The following is a 17,712-nucleotide window of genomic DNA, read 5'->3' on the forward strand; positions in this document are numbered from 1 at the left end:
CCGCATCCTGGACGCGCAAGGGACGCTCTAAAGCTTTGAACCTGCGCGTTATGCCTTCTAATGCATGTCGCGCAAAAGTGTGCAACGGTTTTGCGATAACGACATGCATAAACAACAACCTAAAGCGCGTCGCGTGAGGCCGGTCAAATGCGATGCGCTTTAGAAACGAGCCCGATTTTTGCGTCAAAGCGTTAAGGGCCGATTTCCTTGCGCGACAGCCGCAGCGAATATCGCAGCCCGTGATCCGACATTTCCAACTTAGGCGAGTAACCGACAAGCGGCGCCCCATCCACTCCGATTATCATGGAACCGAATCCATGACGGACAACTTTTGAAGTCCGCCGCCGCCCCGATTCCAACCACTCGAACACGATGTCACTGCGTGCATCTTCAGACGCGAATGTCCAATTTACCTCGATCCGGCCTTTTGAATCGCCAAGCGCTCCATGTTTCAGGGAATTGGTCGCAAGCTCGTGAACAATCATCGCAAAGCTCTCGGCGGCGCCGCCTGACATCGCAACGGAGGGACCGCTGACTGATATGTCGCGTGTCCCCATGTACGGTTGCAACTCCTGAACAACGAGATCGTGGAGCATTCCCGACGCGCTACTGTTGCCTGAAAGGAGCAGATGCGTTGCCTCAAGCGAACGAATCCGGTCGATGAGCGTCTCCTTGTACCTGGCGACATTGTTCTCCGGAACATTGACCATTTTCACGAGCGCCGTGATCACAGGAAATAGGTTGCTGAACCTGTGGCGTTGTTCGAGCATAATGCGCTCCCGCTTCTTTGCCGCGGCGCGCAGCAGCGTGGTTTGTCGTCGCTCAGTCAGGTCGGCGGCCACGCCGAGCCGCTGTAGACGATCATCGTATTTCTCTTCCCTTCCGCGCAGGGCAACCCAGCGGATATGTCCGTCCGGTCGTCGGACGCGAATCTCGACGTCGTAGTTCGTGACTGATGCGAGCTTTCTCGATGCTACCAGCTTTGGCCAGTCCGCCGGATGGACGACGGCTGACAGTTCCTCCAAACGGCGGCTAGCGGCCGTGGGCAGGCCGAGAATGTCCCAGAACGTGCCCGAGCCGGTGACGATCCCGTCTTTAAGGTCGATCCGCCACGTGGCCAAACGTCCGGCAGACAAAGCGAGATCCAGCCATTCCTTCTGAGCCCGAAGCGCTTCGTGTACGGCTCGTCGTTCCGAGATATCGTCGACCACTACGAAGATGCTCTCTGAGAGAACCCCGGCGGGCACAGACGAAGACAGGGTTAGCCGCGCCCAGAATGCCGAACCGTTTTTTCTTAACAGACGAACCTCCGAAGCGAACGAAGCAGAGTCGTTACCCAGGCCCGCCAGCAACTGCTCCAAGGCATCACGGTCGTCCGGATGAACGAGTGTCTCGAGCCGCAATTGGGCAAGCTCCTCCTCCTCGTAGCCAGTCATCTCACTGAGGCGCCTGTTGGATTGCAGCAGCTCACCTTTCTCGTTGGTGTTTGCGAATCCCATGGCGGCGCGTTCGAAAGCCCAACGGTAGCGGCTTTCAGTTGCTTCGACGGCGGCGAGTCTGGCTTCTGCTACTTCCAGCAGCTCACGCAAGTCCTGCCGCAGCCGATGAAACGTCACGGCAATCACGCCGCCCGAAACCACAAGCAAAATGGCGCGCGCCCAATCTTCGCTGGATATCTGACCATGCAGGGTGCTTCGTGCCCATAGGCCGGCAGCCACCATCAGGATTGTCGCCGCAAGCGCAGGCCCACGGTCTTCAAGGTAGGAAATGATAATAATAGCTGGTATGAACTCCAGAAAACTCGATCCCTCCCCAATATATGCTGACGCTTTTGTTTCAAATATCAGTGTAGCAGCCAGCACCAATACGGAGGCAATGTGAGTTAGCAGTCTGACTGATGGGTTCGAATCCGACCTGCGCGACTGCGAGTTCATGGGCATAGACTACAACCTTTTGACTAGGCCGTCGAGACTAGAGCAAAAAACGTACAACCTAGTACGACTGCCGGATTGCCATACCACTATCACAGCGCGCATTTTATCTCGTGGGGGGAGCATGACTTGGTCATAACTCCTCAGAATATATCGAATTTCAAGGTAGTAGGGCCCGTTTTTTCACGAGCCCCACGCAAGAAGACTGTTCGTAAATCACGAACGATTTACTACGGGCTGACGAACCTTTGGGGAGGTTAAAAATGGCTATGATCGAGAGACACAGTGATGCGGTTGCGGGAAAACGGAACGTTACAATAGGAGCCAAGTATAACCCTGGCGCCCAGATGATGCGGCCGTCATATGCTTATCATTCGATTGGTGCATCTGACCGACCGGACGCAGGGGCCGACGAACCGCGGAGACGCAGCCTGGAATCCGTCACGGGGATGCTTGATCGCATCGGCTGTGGCTATCTCGTACTGAACCGCGAAAGAAAAGTCATCGAATGGAATGCCGCCGCTCAAACCACGCTGGAGCGCCAGGGGGAGCCGGCTGATACAGCCAGCGAGCTTTCGGTAGCCCTAAAACGGCTGATCGCGAATGTTCCGGCCCATTTCCTGCCGGGCTCCCTGTCTTGGGTGGTGATCCGCAGCAGAGGCGACAGGCCGGTGGTACTGAAAGAGAACGGCCTTATCGCTCCTGACGGAACGAGCATTGTGGCATTGCTGGACCGTGAGAACAGGTCGGGGCCAAATCCTCAGACACTGCAAAGGATGTTTGGCTTGACGAGCGCGGAAACGCACCTTGCGCTGCGCTTGGCTCAGGGCGATGCGCCGTTGGAGATAGCCCGCAGTTGGCGCCTCAGCCGCACCACGATCCGCTCCCAGCTTGCCTCGCTGTTCGCCAAGACCGAAACGAGACGTCAGGCGGAACTGGTGGCTCTTCTCGGGCGCATTTCGGTCTTGCCATAAGGGCCGGCTTGGATCCAGGCGCCCGGGCATCGGCCCTGCAGATTGCGCGTCGCGTTGCACGGTTCGGGGCACCGGCTTGCTCAGCTAAGCCTGGCTCCGACAAGCCGAGGCCAACCTCAGCAGTCGCGACGTCTATCGCCTCGGCGCGTATACGCTGTCCATCTTTTCGCCGCCCATCGGCAGCGCCATGTCGTCATCCAGCAGCCGGGTGATCCGGGCAAAGCCCGTAAAAGCCTTTCTTGCTTCCTCGGCAGACATCTGGCCCGCAAGAGCCGCAGCGCAGCAGTTCAGCGCGCATTGATACACCGGGCCGCGCCGCCCTTTCGGCCAATGGCGCAAAAACGTCATCGCTTCGTTGACACTGTCGATTTCTTCGACAGGTTTCCCCTGCCCGCACGAAATTCGCACCGGCGTAAAGAACTGCAGGCGATTCATCGTTTCCTCCCGGTCGATCGCGATGCGTTCGATCGAACCTAATTAAATTCACGGCCAGCCAATTGGTTCCCGGCAAAAACGCCCACCCTTGCTAAATAGCAACGGGTCGGCTGAGTGAATCGCCAGTCATCGCCCGACTTCCTGCCTTGGCGGGAACGTTCGGGGGGGTGATGCATTTCGACTTTAGCGATGATCTTTGAGGGAAATGCCAGACTATGAGAATAGCCCATGTGGCGCCGCTCCATGAATCCGTACCGCCTCGGCTCTATGGAGGTACGGAGCGCATTGTCTCCTATCTGACCGAAGAATTGGTCGAGCTTGGCCATGACGTAACCTTGTTCGCCAGTGGCGATACAAAAACGTCGGCAAAATTGGTGCCGTGTCGCCAGCGTGCGCTGCGTCTTGACCCACGCCCACTGAAATCCGAGACAGCCGCCCACCTTTCGATGCTTTCCGAGGTGAGGAAACGATCTCAAGAATTTGATATCATTCATTTTCACCTCAGCCATTTCCTGCATTTTTCATTTTTCGAGCACATGCCCGAGCGGACGGTGACGACGCCGCATGGCAGGCTCGACTATGTCGATCTGGCGCCGGCCTATGACCGTTTTCCGCGCTTTCCGATGATCTCCGTTTCCCGTAGCCAAAGAACGGGGCTCGCCAACGCCAACTGGCTGACGACGATCCACCACGGGCTGCCTATCGAACTCTACAAACCGGTTTTCGAGACGAGCCCAGGGGAGCCCTACCTCGCCTTCCTTGGCCGGATGTCGCGCGATAAGCGTCCGGATCGTGCCATCGAGATCGCGCTGCGCTCGGGGCTGAAACTGAAGCTTGCGGCAAAGATCGGCGACGACGACCGGGCCTATTTCCGAGAGATGATCGAGCCGCTGGTCGACGGTGACCGTGTCGACTATGTCGGCGAGATCGAGGAGGACAAGAAGGCGGAATTCCTCGGCAAGGCGGCCGGCCTCGTATTCCCGATCGACTGGCCCGAGCCGTTCGGTCTTGCCGTCATAGAAGCGATGGCCTGCGGCACGCCGGTGATCGCCTGGAATTCCGGCGCCATGCCGGAAATCGTCGATCAAGGCATAACCGGTTTTATCGTGAATTCCATGGAGGGCGCGGTCGCATCGGTGCCGGGCATACTGCGGCTCGACAGGCGGAAGGTTCGAGCTGTCTTCGAGAGGCGGTTTTCCGCCAAAAGAATGACCCGCGACTACGTTTCCGCCTACGCGCGCCTGATTGGTGCGTCGGCCGAAGCAAGAGCGGTCGTGAGCGGCATTACCTCGGGGGGCGAAACGAGAGAGATATGTAGCGAATGGCCCAACTCGACGAGCGCAAGCTTGATCCCGCCGTAGCACTTGCGTCCCTGGACGCCACCGCACCTCGAGAGCCGCATCGGCTGTTCGCCCTCAAGCAAGGCGATTGCTTCGCCGTGGCCGACGCCTACGGCGATATCCGCGGCGCCGGCGATGGTTTCTTCCGTGACGACACGCGAGTGCTTTCCGAATTCCGGCTGACCGTCGGCGGCCGGCAGACATCGCTGCTCGGTGCGTCGCTCAGCCAGGACAATGTGCTCTTCACCTCCAACCTGACCAATCTGCCGATGCAGAGCGTCCGCTGCCGGGACATTCCGCAGGGCGCGATCCATATCGAACGCGTCAGGCTGCTTTGGCAGGACCGGCTGTTTGAACGCATCACCCTTTCCAATTACAGTCAGGAACACTCCACCATCCGCGTTTCGCTGCATTTTGCAGCCGACTTCCGCGACATGTTCGAAGTGCGCGGCTCGACAAGGCTGAAGCGCGGTATGGCCCATGCTGCCGAGACCGATGCGACCTCCGTCCTGCTTCGCTACGACGGGTTGGACGGGCTGGCGCGGATGTCGGCGATATCGTTCTCGCAGGCGCCGGACCATCTGACGGCCGACCGTGCGGATTTCCTGATTGCCGTGACGAGGCGCAGCAGCAAGGCGCTGTATGTCGAGGTCGGTCCCGAGGTCGCGGAAACGCCGAACCGCGATCGCTTCCGCGCCGCCGCGGCCCGGGCTCGCTTCGGCATGCGGATTAAGCGCCGCCATGGTGCCACGGTGCACAGTTCCGGGCGCGTCTTCAACGATTGGGTCGCGCGCGCTCGCGCGGATGTGGCGCTGCTGACCACCGAGCTTACGACCGGACCCTACCCCTATGCGGGCATCCCCTGGTTTTCGACGGCATTCGGCCGCGACGGCGTGATCTCCGCGTTGCAGATGCTGTGGCTCAACCCGGGCTTGGCGCGAGGCGTGCTGGCCTTCCTTGCCCAGCACCAGGCGACAGAGACATCGCCGTTCAGCGATTCGCAGCCGGGTAAGATCATGCACGAGACCCGCAAAGGCGAAATGGCGGCGCTGCGGGAGCTCCCCTTCGGCCGCTACTATGGCGGTGTCGACACGACGCCGCTCTACATCCATCTCGCCTGCGCCTATGCGGACCGTACCGGTGACATGGCGTTCGTCGACAGCCTGTGGCCGTCGCTCTGCGCCGCGGCTGAATGGACCGAGGAGGCAAGCCGGCCGACCGGCTTCGTCACCTATCAGCGTGCTGCCGAGTCCGGCCTCACCAACCAGGGATGGAAGGACAGTATCGATTCGGTCTTCCATGCAGATGGCCGAATCCCCAAGGGACCGATCGCCCTGGTGGAGGTGCAAGGCTATGTCTTTGCCGCGTTCCGGGGGCTGGCGGCGCTCGCCCGTCGCCGCGGCGAGGGACGACAGGGCCGATCATTGGGACAGCCAAGCCGAGGCAATGCGCGCCGCTGTGGAACGCCATTTCTGGCTGGACGATCTCGGCTTCTATGCCTTGGCGATTGATGGCGCCAGCGAGCCCTGCAAGGTGCGGACGTCTAATGTCGGGCATCTTCTCTATGTCGGGCTCCCCGAGCCGACGCGGGCGCAGATGGTCGCCGACCAGCTGCTTTCGGCGTCCTTCCATTCGGGCTGGGGGCTGAGGACGGTCGCCGACGATGCTGTGTTCTTCAACCCGATGTCATACCACAACGGATCGATCTGGCCGCATGACACCGCCATGTGCGGCGCCGGTCTGGCACGCTTTGGCGAGCGTGAAAGCGTGGTCCGGCTGATGAGCAGTACCTTCGAATCGGCGGTCCATTTCAACATGCGGTTGCCCGAACTGTTCTGCGGTTTTACCCGCGCGCCGGGCGAAGCGCCGATCGCCTACCCCGTCGCCTGCTTGCCGCAGGCGTGGTCGGCCGGGTCTGCCTTCATGCTGATGCAGGCCTGCCTCGGCTTGGAGATCCACGGCTGGGAGGGCGAAATCCACGTGACCCGGCCCAGGCTGCCGATTGGTATCGACATGCTCACGCTGAGGCATCTGGGCGTTGGCGCAAGGGCGGTGGATCTGACATTTCAGCGCGTCGGCGACAGGGTCGTCGCCTTTCTCGCCGACCGACATGAGGGGTTAGTGCCGCTCATCGTGCGGACCTAGTTTGGCTTTACGCATCGAATTGACCGCCGCGCTTAAACTACCGGAACCGATGGCCCCATCCGTGCGTTGCAAAATCATGCCGGCGCACAGCGGCCTGTCACCAGTGGCCGGCTTTGAAAAAAGAAAAACGGCCACCAACCGGAGGAAAATCGTTGTTCCAATGTCAGACTATGGCATAGAGGTACTCTGGATTCTGATCCTTGCAAGCCTCGGCCTTTCCGCTGTTGCCGTGTTGTTCTCGGTATTCCAACGGCGCCACAGCCACACACCAGCGGTCGCATACGCCGCAGGCGAGGACGTGGCTTCGGAAGCGGCTCGCAAAGTGCTGCGGGAGTTTGAAAAGAACGGCCACTCGGCCGATGCCGCACTGATCACATGGTCGCCCGACACCTTGCGCAAGATCCTGGCGGACGATCTGCCGGAGACGCAGGTGATCGTGGTATCCAACCGCGAGCCCTATATCCACAACATCAAGGATGATAGCGTCGAGCTATTGGTCCCGGCCAGCGGGCTGGTTTCGGCGCTCGAGCCGATCACCCGCGCCTGTGCCGGCACCTGGATCGCCTATGGCGGCGGAACAGCGGACCGCCTCACGGTCGACAAGAACGACCGGATTGAGGTGCCGCCTGGCAATCCGTCCTACGCGCTGCGCAGGGTCTGGCTGACGGAGGAAGAATACCAGGGCTATTATCTGGGCTTCGCCAATGAAGGTCTGTGGCCGCTTTGCCATATCGCCTTCACCCGCCCGATTTTCCGTGCGTCGGATTGGGAGGCCTATGAGGCCGTCAACCGGAAGTTCGCCGATACTGTGGTTGCCGAAGCGCGCAACGAGCGGCCGATCGTGCTGGTCCAGGACTATCACTTCGCGCTCTTGCCGCGCATGATCCGAGAGCGCCTGCCCGAGGCGATCGTCATCACTTTCTGGCATATCCCATGGCCCAACTCGGAAGTGTACAGCATCTGTCCATGGCGTGAACGGATCCTGGAGGGCTTGCTCGGCAGCTCCATCATCGGCTTCCATACCCAGTTCCATGCCAACAATTTCGCCGAAAGCGTCGATCGCTTTCTGGAAAGCCGTATAGAGCGGGCCGATGCGGCGATCTCCTACGGCGGACAGACGACGCTGGTGCACGCCTATCCCATCTCCATAGAATGGCCGGCCGAACTTTTGGCGAAACTGCCTGATGTCGACGAATGCCGCGCCCGCCTGCGCGAGAGGTTCGGACTGAAAGAGGATGTCAAACTGTGCGTCGGCGTCGAGCGTCTCGACTACACGAAGGGCATTCTCGACCGTTTCCGGGCGCTGGAAGAATTGTTCACGAGACATCCCGAATGGGTCGGGAAACTGGTTCTCCTACAGATCGCAGCACCCAGCCGCGGCACACTCCCGGCTTACAGGCAACTCCACGATGAATGCCGCCGCTACGTCGAAGAGCTCAACCAGCGCTACGGCAGCGAGGATTACAGTCCTGTCCTAATGGTAGACAAACATCACCCGCAGGAACAGGTCTACGAATTCTATCGCGCCGCCGACATATGCATGGTCACCAGCCTGCATGACGGCATGAACTTGGTGGCCAAGGAATTCGTCGCGGCGCGCGACGACGAACAGGGCGTGTTGTTGCTCAGCACCTTTGCCGGCGCTTCGCGCGAACTTCTGGAGGCATTGATCGTCAATCCCTACGATACCGCCATGACGAGCGAAGCGCTGCTGCAGGCGCTGACCATGACGCCGGAGGAACAGCGCGAGCGTATGCGGCCCATGCGCGAGATGGTCCGCGACAACAACGTCTATCGATGGGCCGGCAGCATGCTTCTGGACGCGGCCCGCCTTCGCAAGCGCGGCGACCTCGACCGGGTGACGGGCAACGGCGAGCGGCCATCGAACAACAATGTGATTCCCATGTTCGAGCGGCCAAGAAAGGCAGTGTCGTGACGAGCATTCGCTGCCGCTGCGTCATGTACCAGTTCTCCTGAATACTGCGCCAGTTCGACGTTCTGAGTTAAGTTAACGGTTCGTATATCGACTGCAAGCGCCAGACGTGCTTGAGAAACCCCATAAGGAAGGCGCCAAGGTGACCTCGATCGGATTAACGCGCCCTGCCCATCGCCTCGGCCCACTGGAGAAGCTCATCAGCCGATCTTCCCGTCCACGATGTGAATGCGGCGATCCATGCGCGCAGCCATGTCGAGATCATGCGTAACCGCTACGACGGTCTTGCCGCGCTCGCGCACAAGATTCTCCAGGATTGCGAAGACCTGCTCGGAGCTCTTGCTGTCGAGGCTCCCCGTCGGCTCATCGGCGAGGATAAGCGGCGGGTCATTGGCGAGCGAGCGCGCCACCGCGACGCGCTGACGCTGGCCGCCCGAGAGCTGGTCGGGCCGCTTCTCGAGATGTTCGCCGAGCCCCAGGGATGAAAGCAGCTCCCCGGCCCGTTCGCGCATCTGAGGCCGCGCCAGGCGGCCCAATTTGCGCATTGGGATTTCGACATTTTCGCGCGCCGTGAACTCCGGCAGCAGAAAATGAAACTGGAACACGAAGCCCAGCATCGAAAGCCTGGTCCGCGCGCGCTCCCTTTCATTCATCGGCTCGGTGTCGCGGCCGCCTATTCTCAACCTCCCGGCAGTCGGCCGGTCCAGCAGCCCGAGCAGATAGAGCAATGAGGATTTGCCGGACCCGGAGGGACCGGTGACGGCGACGAATTCTCTCTCGTTGATCGCGAGCGTGATGTCCTTGACCAGCGTGACGGGAACGGTCTCGGGCAGCACGCGCGTCAGTTTCTCGGTCTCGATGAGTGCGCTCATGACGCGCCTCTGATGATCTCGACGGGGTTCAGGCGCGCCGCGCGGCGCGCCGGCAGGTAGCCGGCCACTGCCGCCGAGCCTAGCGCGAAAGCCGACGCAATGACGTAGTGCATCAAGCTCCAGGCGATCGGCAGCCGGGTCATCTCCTGGCCGGTCGCGGCGATCTCGAAACGCACAAGCGACAGTGCATAGGTCATGGAAACGCCGAACAGCCCGCCGAGCACGGACCCGGCCGCGCCGATCGCCACGCCTTCCAGCAGAAAGAGCCGGCGCATGTCGGACTCCGGAAAGCCAAGCGACTTCATGATGGCGATGTCGCGCGCCTTCTCGTGCGTGATGGTCGAGATGATGTTGTAGATGCCGAAGCCAGCGACCAGCATGATCGCGCCGACGACGGTGTACATGATGACGTTGCGCACGACGAGCGCTTCGAGGATCGATTCATTCGCCTCCTGCCACGCTACGGCCTTGTAGCCCAGTTCGGCCTCGGCACGCTGCGCCACCGCCGGAGCGCGGTTGGGATCGTCGAGCTTGATGCGGATCTCGTTGATTGCGTTTGGACGCGCGGAGAGGATCTGCGCGTTCTTCAGCAGTACATAGGCCTCACCTTCGTCGCGCGCGGTGGTGCCGGTGTGGAACAGGCCAGCGATCTTGAAGTTGCGCGTCAGCCCCTCGGAGGAGACCGCCGTTATCGAGTCGCCGAACCCGGCGCCGAGCCGGCTCGCCATCGTGTCGCCGATGAGCACGTTGTTGCCGCCCGCGGCAAGTGCCGAAAAGCTGCCTTCGACGAAGTCTCCGACGATCGGCGACACGCCGGACTCGCGCTCCGGTTCGATCCCAATGATCGCCGCGCCCACTTCGCGGCTGGAATAGCGGATCACCCCCTGCGTTTTGAGGCTTGCCGCGAACCGGCCGGGAATCCAGCTCTCGAGCCAGGAGGTCGCGGCGGTCGGATTGATGATGCCGCGGCGATCGTCGCGCGGCCTGAGCCCGGAGATCGCGACTGTCGCGAAGGCATTTTCGGCTGGCTGACGGCGGGCGGTGCGCTGCTCGTCGGTGATGTCGACATGCGGCATCGTATCGACGAGCTGCCTGACGAAATCGTCCTGCCCGCCCTGCATCAGCGCCGCCATGGCGATGGAGAATCCGACACCGACCGCAACGCCGATCACGGCAACCAGCGTCTGGCGACCGCGGCCGGCAATATGCGTGATGGCGATGTCGAAGATGAGAGGCATCGTTGCTTTATCTCTCCTGGGCGGCGGTGATGCTTACGCGCCCCCCGTCGGCCAGGTCGGCGGGGTAGGGCGAGATGACGCGAGCCTTCTCGTCGACACCTGACAGAACCTCGATGCCATTGGTGCCGCGAATGCCGGTTCGGATTTCACGGCGCCGGGCCTTGTCGCCTTCGACTATGAACAGCTTGTTCCCATCCATCGCAGCGGGCGGGATCAACAGCGCATTTTTCGAAACGCGGATGACGATGTTCACGTCGGTCGACATGCCTATACCAAGCGGCGTATCGTCCGGCAGGCGGAAACGGACGCGATAGGTCTTCGTCACCGGATCGCCCTTGGGCGTGATGCTGTCGACCACCGCTTCCAGGTTCTGCCTAAGGAACGCATCCGATTTAAGCAGCGCGCGCTGGCCGACCTCGACCCGGGGGATATCCTCCTCGTTGACCTCGGCGACCACCAGGAGCGGCTTCGGCTCGCCGACCCAGAATAACACCGTGCCGAGCTCGGCGACCTCACCCACCTCGCCGTCCTGCCTGAGCACGACACCGGCGCTCGGCGCTCGTAAGACGTAGGTGTCGAGTCGCGCTTTCTGTCCGGCAACCAGCGCCTCGATCTGGCCGAGCTCGCTCTGCGCACGATCGAGCGCCTGCTGGCTCGCAGCACGCCTTTCGGCAAGCACCGTCAGCCGCCGGAGCTCTTCCTGGGCAAGCGCTTGACGCGCTTCGAGCTCGCCAAGCACGGCCCGGGCCTCGCTGTCGTCGAGCTTGGCGAGCACGTCGCCTTGTGCAACCCTCGACCCCTCGCAATTACATTGCTCAACGATCCTCTCGCGGACCACGGGAGTCACCTTGGCCCAGGTTCGCGGCTCGACGGAGCCGCTCGCGTAAACGATTTCCGCCGCGTCGCCGCGTTGTGGCGTCACGACCGAAACCTTGGCCGGTTGCCACAGATACCAAGCCCCGAAAGCAGCCGCAGTCGCGACAAGAACAATGCCGACAGTCGAGCGTATCCGTCGCAAGAAACTCTCCCTCCATGATCGAATCCGAACGTCGAGCAGTGGACAGATATAGCACCAGACCGACCGTCGGTCTATAAAAGTTGCATTAAGAACCGGTTCGTGCTCCTCTTGCTCCACCTGCACTTTGTGAGGATCGATTTTGCCCCGAGTGATAAAGCCGCCGGAGATACGATCCGCCGAGCTCCTCGACTGCGCCCAGCGGCTTTTCTTCGAGCATGGCTACGACAACACGACTGTGAACGACATCATCCGCGAGGCCGGCCTGTCGAAGGGCGCGTTCTACCACTATTTCGCATCAAAAGAGGCCCTGCTGGAGGCGCTCGCCACACGTCTCGCCCGCGACAGCTTCACCGAGTTGCAGCCCGTGCTCAACGATCCGTCACTCGATGGGCTTGGCCGGCTCAATGCGCTCTTTGCCGGCTCGCGGCGGCTGAACGTCGAGCTTGCCCCGCAATTGCGCAAGACATTTTTCGTCCTGTTCCGGCCCGAGAATCTTGCCCTCTTCCATCGGGTCGACCAGGCGGCCAGGGAATTGGCCATGCCGATAATCACCGATCTGCTCAGGAAAGGAAGCGAGGAAGGCATCTTTGACGTGCCCGACCCGGAAGCTTTTGCCGAAATGTTTATGCAGCTGCGGCTGATCTTTCGGGATGTGATGCACCGCGCCTTACTGAAAGCCGAGCAGGGAAATATCGACGAAGCGGCGCGGCTGCTCGACGACCGGCTGCGGCTCTATGGCATCGCAATCGACCGGCTTTTAAAGCTGCCCGATGGAACGATAGAAGCAGCGCAACCCGGGTTTGCCCGGGCTTTCCTCGAAGCAGGCCCGTGAGCCGCCGAGCCCGCCATGCCGCGAAGCAGCAATTCACCGCGCCTTTGGTAGATCGGACCCACGCGGCAGGGCGCAAAAATAAACGTTCATCGCCTCAGCGCATGCACGTTATCAGTATTTTCGCCGCCCATCGGCAGTGCCATGTCGTCGTCGAGCAGGCGCGTGATGCGGGCGAAGCCGGCAAAAGCCTTCCTTGCTTCCTCTGCCGACATCCGGCCCGCCAAAGCAGCGGAGCAGCAATTCACTGCGCACTGGTAGACTGGCCCACGTCGGCCTGTCGGCCATTTACGCAAGAACCCCATCGCTTCCGCTACGCTATAAATTTCTTCGGCAGGGCTTTCCTGCCCGCGCGAAATCCGCACAGGCGTAAAGAATTGCAGGCGATCCATCGTTTCCTCCCGGTCGATCGCTATGTGCTTGATCGAACCTTTAAACTTACGGCTGGCCATTTGGTTTCCGGCAAACAGAGCCCGAGGCTAAAAAAGGGGCCCGGCTAAAACGAAGTCTTTCACATCACTCGGCCGAAATCGAATCACCAAACGTGACAACCATGTGGCGAACCGTTGACCGCCGATAAGCGCGAATTTCATCGAATGCCTATAAGGCCTAAGCCGGCAAATCAATCGGTTGCCGGTTCCCTCGCGTCGAGGCTCTTTACAGGGAAAATGGCGCGTTCCGCCGGAGCCGGAGCGGCGAAGGCATGACATAATTTCCCCCTTCTCCCCTTGCTTGTGGCCCTATTCACCGACCATCTCGGCCAGCCTGCGCACTGTATTCCAGTTGCGCGAGGTGCCGACCCCGAGCCGTTTATGGCTTGCCGCTGCAAGCAACCGCGAACTTGGCGTCTCGCGGGAAAATGCGATCCAGATGTCGCCGCCGACCGCCTGCATCCGCTCATCCTTGCCGACATAGGCCTCCAGCGCCGCGACGGCCTCAGCGGGAACGGGCTTGCGCATCACACGCACCGCTACCTGATCCGCGGCGGCAGCCGATTCGGCGGGAAACGGATTGCCGGCCGCAAGCCTCAACCAGTCATCCGCGCGGCGCACGATGATGTCGACATGGCGGCCGCAGGTCTTTTGGAACGCCGTCTCCAATCGGCGCTCCAGCGCGGCAATTTCTGTCTCTTTCGTCTCGAAGACCAGATTGCCGGTCGCCACCAGCGTGCGCGGGTTGTTCAGCCCCAGGCCTTCCGTCATGGCCCTGAGATCGGACATGACGACACGCCCCCCCTCGCCCAGGACGATGCTGTAAAGCAGAGCGACGTAGGTTTGCATGGTAACCTATCGGCTTAGACCAAGCGGCTCTGCTCCACCGCCGCTTCGATGAAGCTGGCAAACAGCGGGTGCGGGTCGAGCGGCCGGCTTTTCAGTTCGGGATGATACTGCACGCCGATGAACCAGGGATGGTCGGGGTATTCGACCGTTTCCGGCAGCACGCCGTCCGGCGACATGCCGGCAAAGACCAGGCCGCAATCCTCGAGCCGCTCCTTGTAGTCGACATTGACCTCATAGCGGTGGCGGTGGCGCTCGGAAATCTGCGTGTCACCGTAGATGTCGGCGATTTTCGAGCCCTTGGCGAGGTCCGCCTGATAGGCACCGAGCCGCATCGTGCCGCCGAGGTCGCCGGTTTCCCTGCGCTTCTCCAGCATGTTGCCTTTCAGCCATTCGGTCATCAGGCCGACGACCGGTTCCTCGGTCGGGCCGAACTCGGTCGACGAGGCATTCTCGACGCCGGCCAGCGAACGCGCGGCCTCGATGCAGGCCATCTGCATGCCGAAGCAGATGCCGAAATACGGCACTTTTCGCTCGCGGGCGAACTTCGCTGCCAGGATCTTGCCTTCCGCTCCGCGCTCGCCAAAACCGCCGGGGACCAGAATGCCGTGGACCTTTTCCAGCCACGGCGCCGGATCTTCCTTCTCGAATATCTCGCTCTCGATCCAGTCGAGCTTGACCTTGACGTGGTTGGCGAGGCCGCCATGCGACAGCGCCTCGATCAGCGATTTGTACGCGTCCTTGAGGCCGGTATACTTGCCGACGACGGCGATGGTCACCTCGCCTTCCGGATTGTGAATGCGGTTGGACACCGCTTGCCAGGGCTCCATGCGCGGCTTCGGCGCCGGATCGATGCCGAAGGCGGCCAGCACTTCCGAATCCAGCCCTTCATTGTGATAGGCCATCGGCACGTCGTAGATGTGCGGCACGTCGAGCGCCTGGATGACCGCGCTCTCGCGGACATTGCAGAACAGCGACAGTTTGCGGCGCTCTTCCCTGGGGATGGGGCGGTCGGCGCGGACCAGCAGAATATCGGGTGCGATGCCGATGCCGCGCAATTCCTTGACCGAATGCTGGGTCGGCTTGGTCTTCAATTCGCCCGCCGTTGGAATGTAGGGCATAAGCGTCAGGTGCACGTAGACGGCGTTGTTGCGCGGCAGGTCGTTGCCGAGCTGGCGGATCGCCTCCAGGAACGGCATCGCCTCGATGTCGCCGACGGTGCCGCCGATCTCGCACAGGACGAAGTCATAGTCGTCGTTGCCGTTGAGAATGAAATTCTTGATCTCGTCGGTGACGTGCGGAATCACTTGCACGGTGGCGCCAAGATAGTCGCCGCGCCGCTCCCGCTCGATGATGTTCTTGTAGATGCGGCCTGTGGTGATATTGTCCTGCTGGTTGGCCGAGCGGCCGGTGAACCGCTCATAGTGGCCAAGGTCGAGATCGGTCTCGGCGCCGTCGTCGGTCACGAAGACCTCGCCATGCTGGTATGGCGACATCGTGCCGGGATCGACGTTGAGATAGGGATCGAGCTTTTTGATGCGTGCGCGATAGCCTCGCGCCTGCAAGAGAGCCCCTAGGGCCGCTGCAGCGATGCCTTTTCCAAGTGAGGAAACCACGCCGCCTGTGATGAATACATATCGCGCCATGGGAGTCATCGCTTAACGCGGCCGAATTGATTCCGCCAGAGAAAAAACCACCGCGAAGGCTTTTTCCCAAGAAGGCGCTCTGGTGGTGCGTGAACCAAAACAAAAGGGCCGGCGAGACCCGGCCCTTTTGGGATGACCCGTTAAGGCGTCAGATGATGACGACCTTGGTGCCTACTTTCACCCGGCGGTAGAGGTCCATCACGTGCTCGTTGATCATGCGGAAGCAGCCGTTGGAGGCGCTCGTTCCGATCGACTGCGGCGCGATGGTGCCGTGAATGCGCAGATGTGTGTCCTTCTTGCCCTCGTAGAGATAGATGGCGCGCGCGCCGAGCGGATTTTCGCCGCCGCCGGGCATGCCGTCCTTGTACCGGCCGTAATTCTTCGGCTCGCGCTTCTGCATCTCGAGCGTCGGGATCCAGCGCGGCCACTCCTGCTTGTCGCCGACGGCGACCGTGCCCTTGAACTGCAGGCCGTCGCGACCGACCGCAATCGCATAACGGCGGGCGGTCCATGAAGATTCGACGAGGTAGAGGCGACGCGCGCTGGTATCGATGACGATGGTACCGGGGCTGTAGCCGGTGAACTCGACCTCTTGCGGAACGAACTCCGGCTTCACCTTGAACTGCTTCTTGGCTTCCTTCCTGGCGAGTGCGGCATCGAGAGCGCGGGTCTCGGGGAGCAGCGACATCGACGAGGACGTGCCGCCGAACAGGCCTGCGAACAGCCCGACGCTCTGCGGCTTCTGTCCAACCGGCTCGCTGCGCAATTCCCCGTTGTTGCCGGTCAATGCGACATTCATGGCCTCGGCGGAAACTGGCTCGGCCGACTGGATCGGTGCGATGGGTTGAACCGGTTCGATGAACTTGATGGTCGTCTTCTTAGCCAGCCGGGCAGCGGACGTATCCTTCTTGGCAAGCCCCTTCTTGGCAAGAAACGCTTGCCGTTCCGCGTCGGCCTTGGCTTTGGCCGCCTCGCGCATCGCCAGCTTCGTGGCCTCGAGCGCCTTGGCTCGAGCGGCCTCCTTGTCGGCCGCGATCTTGGCTTCGATCTTGCTGATTTGGGCAAGATCGTCCGCGGTCGGGTTTTTCTTCTTCTTGAGCAGCCTAAGCTGCGCCGTATCGCTTTTGGCAGCGACGTTGACAACGTCAGTTGTTACTGCGGCTTTAGGAGCCGAATTACCCGCCGGCATGGCCGCGTAAGCGGGCGCACCAAGGCTGAGCACGGCACAAAGGCCGGCTAAAATGAAGCTGCGAAGCTGCATGGCGAAGATCCGATCGTTCAATGCTTGTTGCCCACGGCGTCGCCCGGCGTCCCCCAAGGACCCCGAAAGTGCCGCGCGCAATCTATAGTCGATTAATCGGAGACGCCTCAAGCGCCCTGTCGTGCCGTGCCCGGTCGAATCCTCGCGATCGTGCGGCATTTGCCGCGACTGTGTTCAAACAACAACAGATCGCGGCGCCGAACGTCTGCTGATTACTGGTTTGGAACCTGCGGCGTTACTGGCAGGGTGACGCCGTTTGTGGCCGGCGGCGTGGTCGAACCCGCCGCAGGCGGCGCAGCCGGCGCCGGGGCTGCGGCATCACTTCCGGAAGGCGGCGTTGGCGCCGTATTGCCGGTAGGCGGCGTTGGCGCCGTATTGCCGGAAGGTGGTGTCGGCGCCGTGGTGCCAGGCAACTGGTTGAGCACGCCGCCCGCACCGTTAGTCGCAGGCACACGATCGAGAATGTCGATCGGCTTTTCGCCGTAACGGGCGACGATCGACAATGTCAGCGAGGTGGCGAAGAAAGCCGCCGCCAGGATCGCCGTCGCCCGCGTCAGCGCGTTGGCCGCGCCGCGCGCGGTCATGAAGCCCGATCCGCCGCCGATGCCGAGGCCGCCGCCTTCGGAGCGCTGCAGCAGCACCACGCCGACAAGAGCGAGCACGACCATGAGGTGGACGACGATCAGTACGGTTTCCATAGTTTACCCTGGCAAAGCCTTGCGCGGCCGCGGATACGGCCGGTGATTTGGAGGCGGCTCAATACAATGCTTTGACGGCATTTCCAAGCCCGTGGCCGGAATATGGGAAGCGATG

At 61.4% G+C, this 17,712-nt stretch carries 14 protein-coding genes and 1 pseudogene; 5 read left to right on the forward strand and 10 right to left on the reverse strand.

What is annotated here, in order from left to right; genetic code table 11:
- Positions 1-191: 191 nt before the first annotated feature.
- Positions 192-1,934, reverse strand: coding sequence for a PAS domain S-box protein (locus AC0L3I_RS09710; protein ID WP_473526762.1), 1,743 nt, complete (start codon positions 1,932-1,934; stop codon positions 192-194).
- Positions 1,935-2,380: 446 nt separating this feature from the next.
- Here AC0L3I_RS09710 and AC0L3I_RS09715 point away from each other — a divergent pair, with 446 nt between their 5' ends.
- Entirely contained in the window at positions 2,381-2,905 is a 525-nt protein-coding gene (locus AC0L3I_RS09715) for a helix-turn-helix transcriptional regulator (RefSeq protein ID WP_246805124.1), read from the forward strand.
- A 132-nt stretch (positions 2,906-3,037) separates the two neighbouring features.
- On the opposite strand, the gene AC0L3I_RS09720 is transcribed toward AC0L3I_RS09715, so the two are convergent.
- Entirely contained in the window at positions 3,038-3,340 is a 303-nt protein-coding gene (locus AC0L3I_RS09720) for a DUF982 domain-containing protein (protein ID WP_095492896.1), read from the reverse strand.
- 215 nt (positions 3,341-3,555) lie between these two features.
- Between AC0L3I_RS09720 and AC0L3I_RS09725 the strand changes: the two genes are divergently transcribed.
- The 3 genes and pseudogenes from AC0L3I_RS09725 (at position 3,556) to AC0L3I_RS09735 (ending at position 8,761) form a co-directional block, all read left to right on the forward strand.
- Positions 3,556-4,701 carry a glycosyltransferase family 4 protein gene (locus tag AC0L3I_RS09725; protein ID WP_473526763.1) on the forward strand — a complete coding sequence of 382 codons (1,146 nt, stop codon included), beginning with the start codon at positions 3,556-3,558 and terminating at the stop codon, positions 4,699-4,701.
- Positions 4,662-6,825 (forward strand): annotated as a pseudogene (locus AC0L3I_RS09730) (amylo-alpha-1,6-glucosidase). Before AC0L3I_RS09725 ends, AC0L3I_RS09730 begins: the two are co-directional and overlap by 40 nt.
- A 160-nt stretch (positions 6,826-6,985) precedes the next feature.
- Entirely contained in the window at positions 6,986-8,761 is a 1,776-nt protein-coding gene (locus AC0L3I_RS09735; protein WP_473526764.1) for an alpha,alpha-trehalose-phosphate synthase (UDP-forming), read from the forward strand.
- A 197-nt stretch (positions 8,762-8,958) separates the two neighbouring features.
- On the opposite strand, the gene AC0L3I_RS09740 is transcribed toward AC0L3I_RS09735, so the two are convergent.
- From AC0L3I_RS09740 to AC0L3I_RS09750, 3 genes are read right to left on the reverse strand one after another with little or no spacing between them, the layout of a single operon-like run.
- A complete protein-coding gene (locus tag AC0L3I_RS09740; protein WP_473488369.1) occupies positions 8,959-9,630 on the reverse strand; it encodes an ABC transporter ATP-binding protein in 672 nt (223 codons plus the stop codon).
- Complete coding sequence (locus AC0L3I_RS09745; RefSeq protein WP_473526765.1) at positions 9,627-10,868, reverse strand: ABC transporter permease; 1,242 nt, start codon at positions 10,866-10,868, stop codon at positions 9,627-9,629. Before AC0L3I_RS09745 ends, AC0L3I_RS09740 begins: the two co-directional genes overlap by 4 nt.
- A 7-nt stretch (positions 10,869-10,875) precedes the next feature.
- The gene (locus AC0L3I_RS09750; RefSeq protein WP_473526766.1) at positions 10,876-11,886 is read right to left on the reverse strand and encodes an efflux RND transporter periplasmic adaptor subunit; all 1,011 of its coding nucleotides are present in this window, start codon (positions 11,884-11,886) and stop codon (positions 10,876-10,878) included.
- Positions 11,887-12,025: 139 nt separating this feature from the next.
- Between AC0L3I_RS09750 and AC0L3I_RS09755 the strand changes: the two genes are divergently transcribed.
- A complete protein-coding gene (locus tag AC0L3I_RS09755; RefSeq protein WP_473488372.1) occupies positions 12,026-12,718 on the forward strand; it encodes a TetR/AcrR family transcriptional regulator in 693 nt (230 codons plus the stop codon).
- 86 nt (positions 12,719-12,804) lie between these two features.
- Here the strand turns inward: AC0L3I_RS09755 and AC0L3I_RS09760 are convergent, their stop codons facing one another.
- From AC0L3I_RS09760 to secG, 5 genes are all read right to left on the reverse strand, one after another.
- Positions 12,805-13,107, reverse strand: a complete 303-nt coding sequence (locus tag AC0L3I_RS09760) for a DUF982 domain-containing protein (protein ID WP_473487096.1) — start codon at positions 13,105-13,107, stop codon at positions 12,805-12,807.
- Between the two features lie 348 nt (positions 13,108-13,455).
- A complete protein-coding gene (locus AC0L3I_RS09765; protein WP_473526767.1) occupies positions 13,456-13,995 on the reverse strand; it encodes a DUF1697 domain-containing protein in 540 nt (179 codons plus the stop codon).
- Between the two features lie 14 nt (positions 13,996-14,009).
- Positions 14,010-15,647: a CTP synthase gene (locus AC0L3I_RS09770; protein WP_473526768.1), complete on the reverse strand. Its 1,638-nt coding sequence runs from the start codon at positions 15,645-15,647 to the stop codon at positions 14,010-14,012.
- A gap of 139 nt (positions 15,648-15,786) precedes the next feature.
- On the reverse strand, positions 15,787-16,899 hold the full coding sequence (locus AC0L3I_RS09775) for a L,D-transpeptidase (RefSeq protein WP_473487097.1): 1,113 nt from the start codon (positions 16,897-16,899) through the stop codon (positions 15,787-15,789).
- 212 nt (positions 16,900-17,111) lie between these two features.
- Entirely contained in the window at positions 17,112-17,597 is a 486-nt protein-coding gene (gene secG / locus AC0L3I_RS09780) for a preprotein translocase subunit SecG (RefSeq protein ID WP_473486997.1), read from the reverse strand.
- Between the last annotated feature and the right edge of the window lie 115 nt (positions 17,598-17,712).

It is taken from the genome of Mesorhizobium sp. WSM4840, from assembly GCF_055811755.1.

Excerpts from the sequence above, each read along its gene's own strand:
- AC0L3I_RS09745 (WP_473526765.1), bottom strand. The coding sequence starts at position 10,868 with ATGCCTCTCATCTTCGACATCGCCATCACGCATATTGCCGGCCGCGGT.
- AC0L3I_RS09710 (WP_473526762.1), bottom strand. The coding sequence starts at position 1,934 with ATGAACTCGCAGTCGCGCAGGTCGGATTCGAACCCATCAGTCAGACTG.
- AC0L3I_RS09770 (WP_473526768.1), bottom strand. The coding sequence starts at position 15,647 with ATGACTCCCATGGCGCGATATGTATTCATCACAGGCGGCGTGGTTTCC.
- AC0L3I_RS09735 (WP_473526764.1), top strand. The coding sequence starts at position 6,986 with ATGTCAGACTATGGCATAGAGGTACTCTGGATTCTGATCCTTGCAAGC.
- AC0L3I_RS09715 (WP_246805124.1), top strand. The coding sequence starts at position 2,381 with ATGCTTGATCGCATCGGCTGTGGCTATCTCGTACTGAACCGCGAAAGA.
- AC0L3I_RS09725 (WP_473526763.1), top strand. The coding sequence starts at position 3,556 with ATGAGAATAGCCCATGTGGCGCCGCTCCATGAATCCGTACCGCCTCGG.
- AC0L3I_RS09775 (WP_473487097.1), bottom strand. The coding sequence starts at position 16,899 with ATGCAGCTTCGCAGCTTCATTTTAGCCGGCCTTTGTGCCGTGCTCAGC.
- AC0L3I_RS09765 (WP_473526767.1), bottom strand. The coding sequence starts at position 13,995 with ATGCAAACCTACGTCGCTCTGCTTTACAGCATCGTCCTGGGCGAGGGG.
- AC0L3I_RS09740 (WP_473488369.1), bottom strand. The coding sequence starts at position 9,630 with ATGAGCGCACTCATCGAGACCGAGAAACTGACGCGCGTGCTGCCCGAG.
- AC0L3I_RS09720 (WP_095492896.1), bottom strand. The coding sequence starts at position 3,340 with ATGAATCGCCTGCAGTTCTTTACGCCGGTGCGAATTTCGTGCGGGCAG.
- AC0L3I_RS09760 (WP_473487096.1), bottom strand. The coding sequence starts at position 13,107 with ATGGATCGCCTGCAATTCTTTACGCCTGTGCGGATTTCGCGCGGGCAG.
- secG (WP_473486997.1), bottom strand. The coding sequence starts at position 17,597 with ATGGAAACCGTACTGATCGTCGTCCACCTCATGGTCGTGCTCGCTCTT.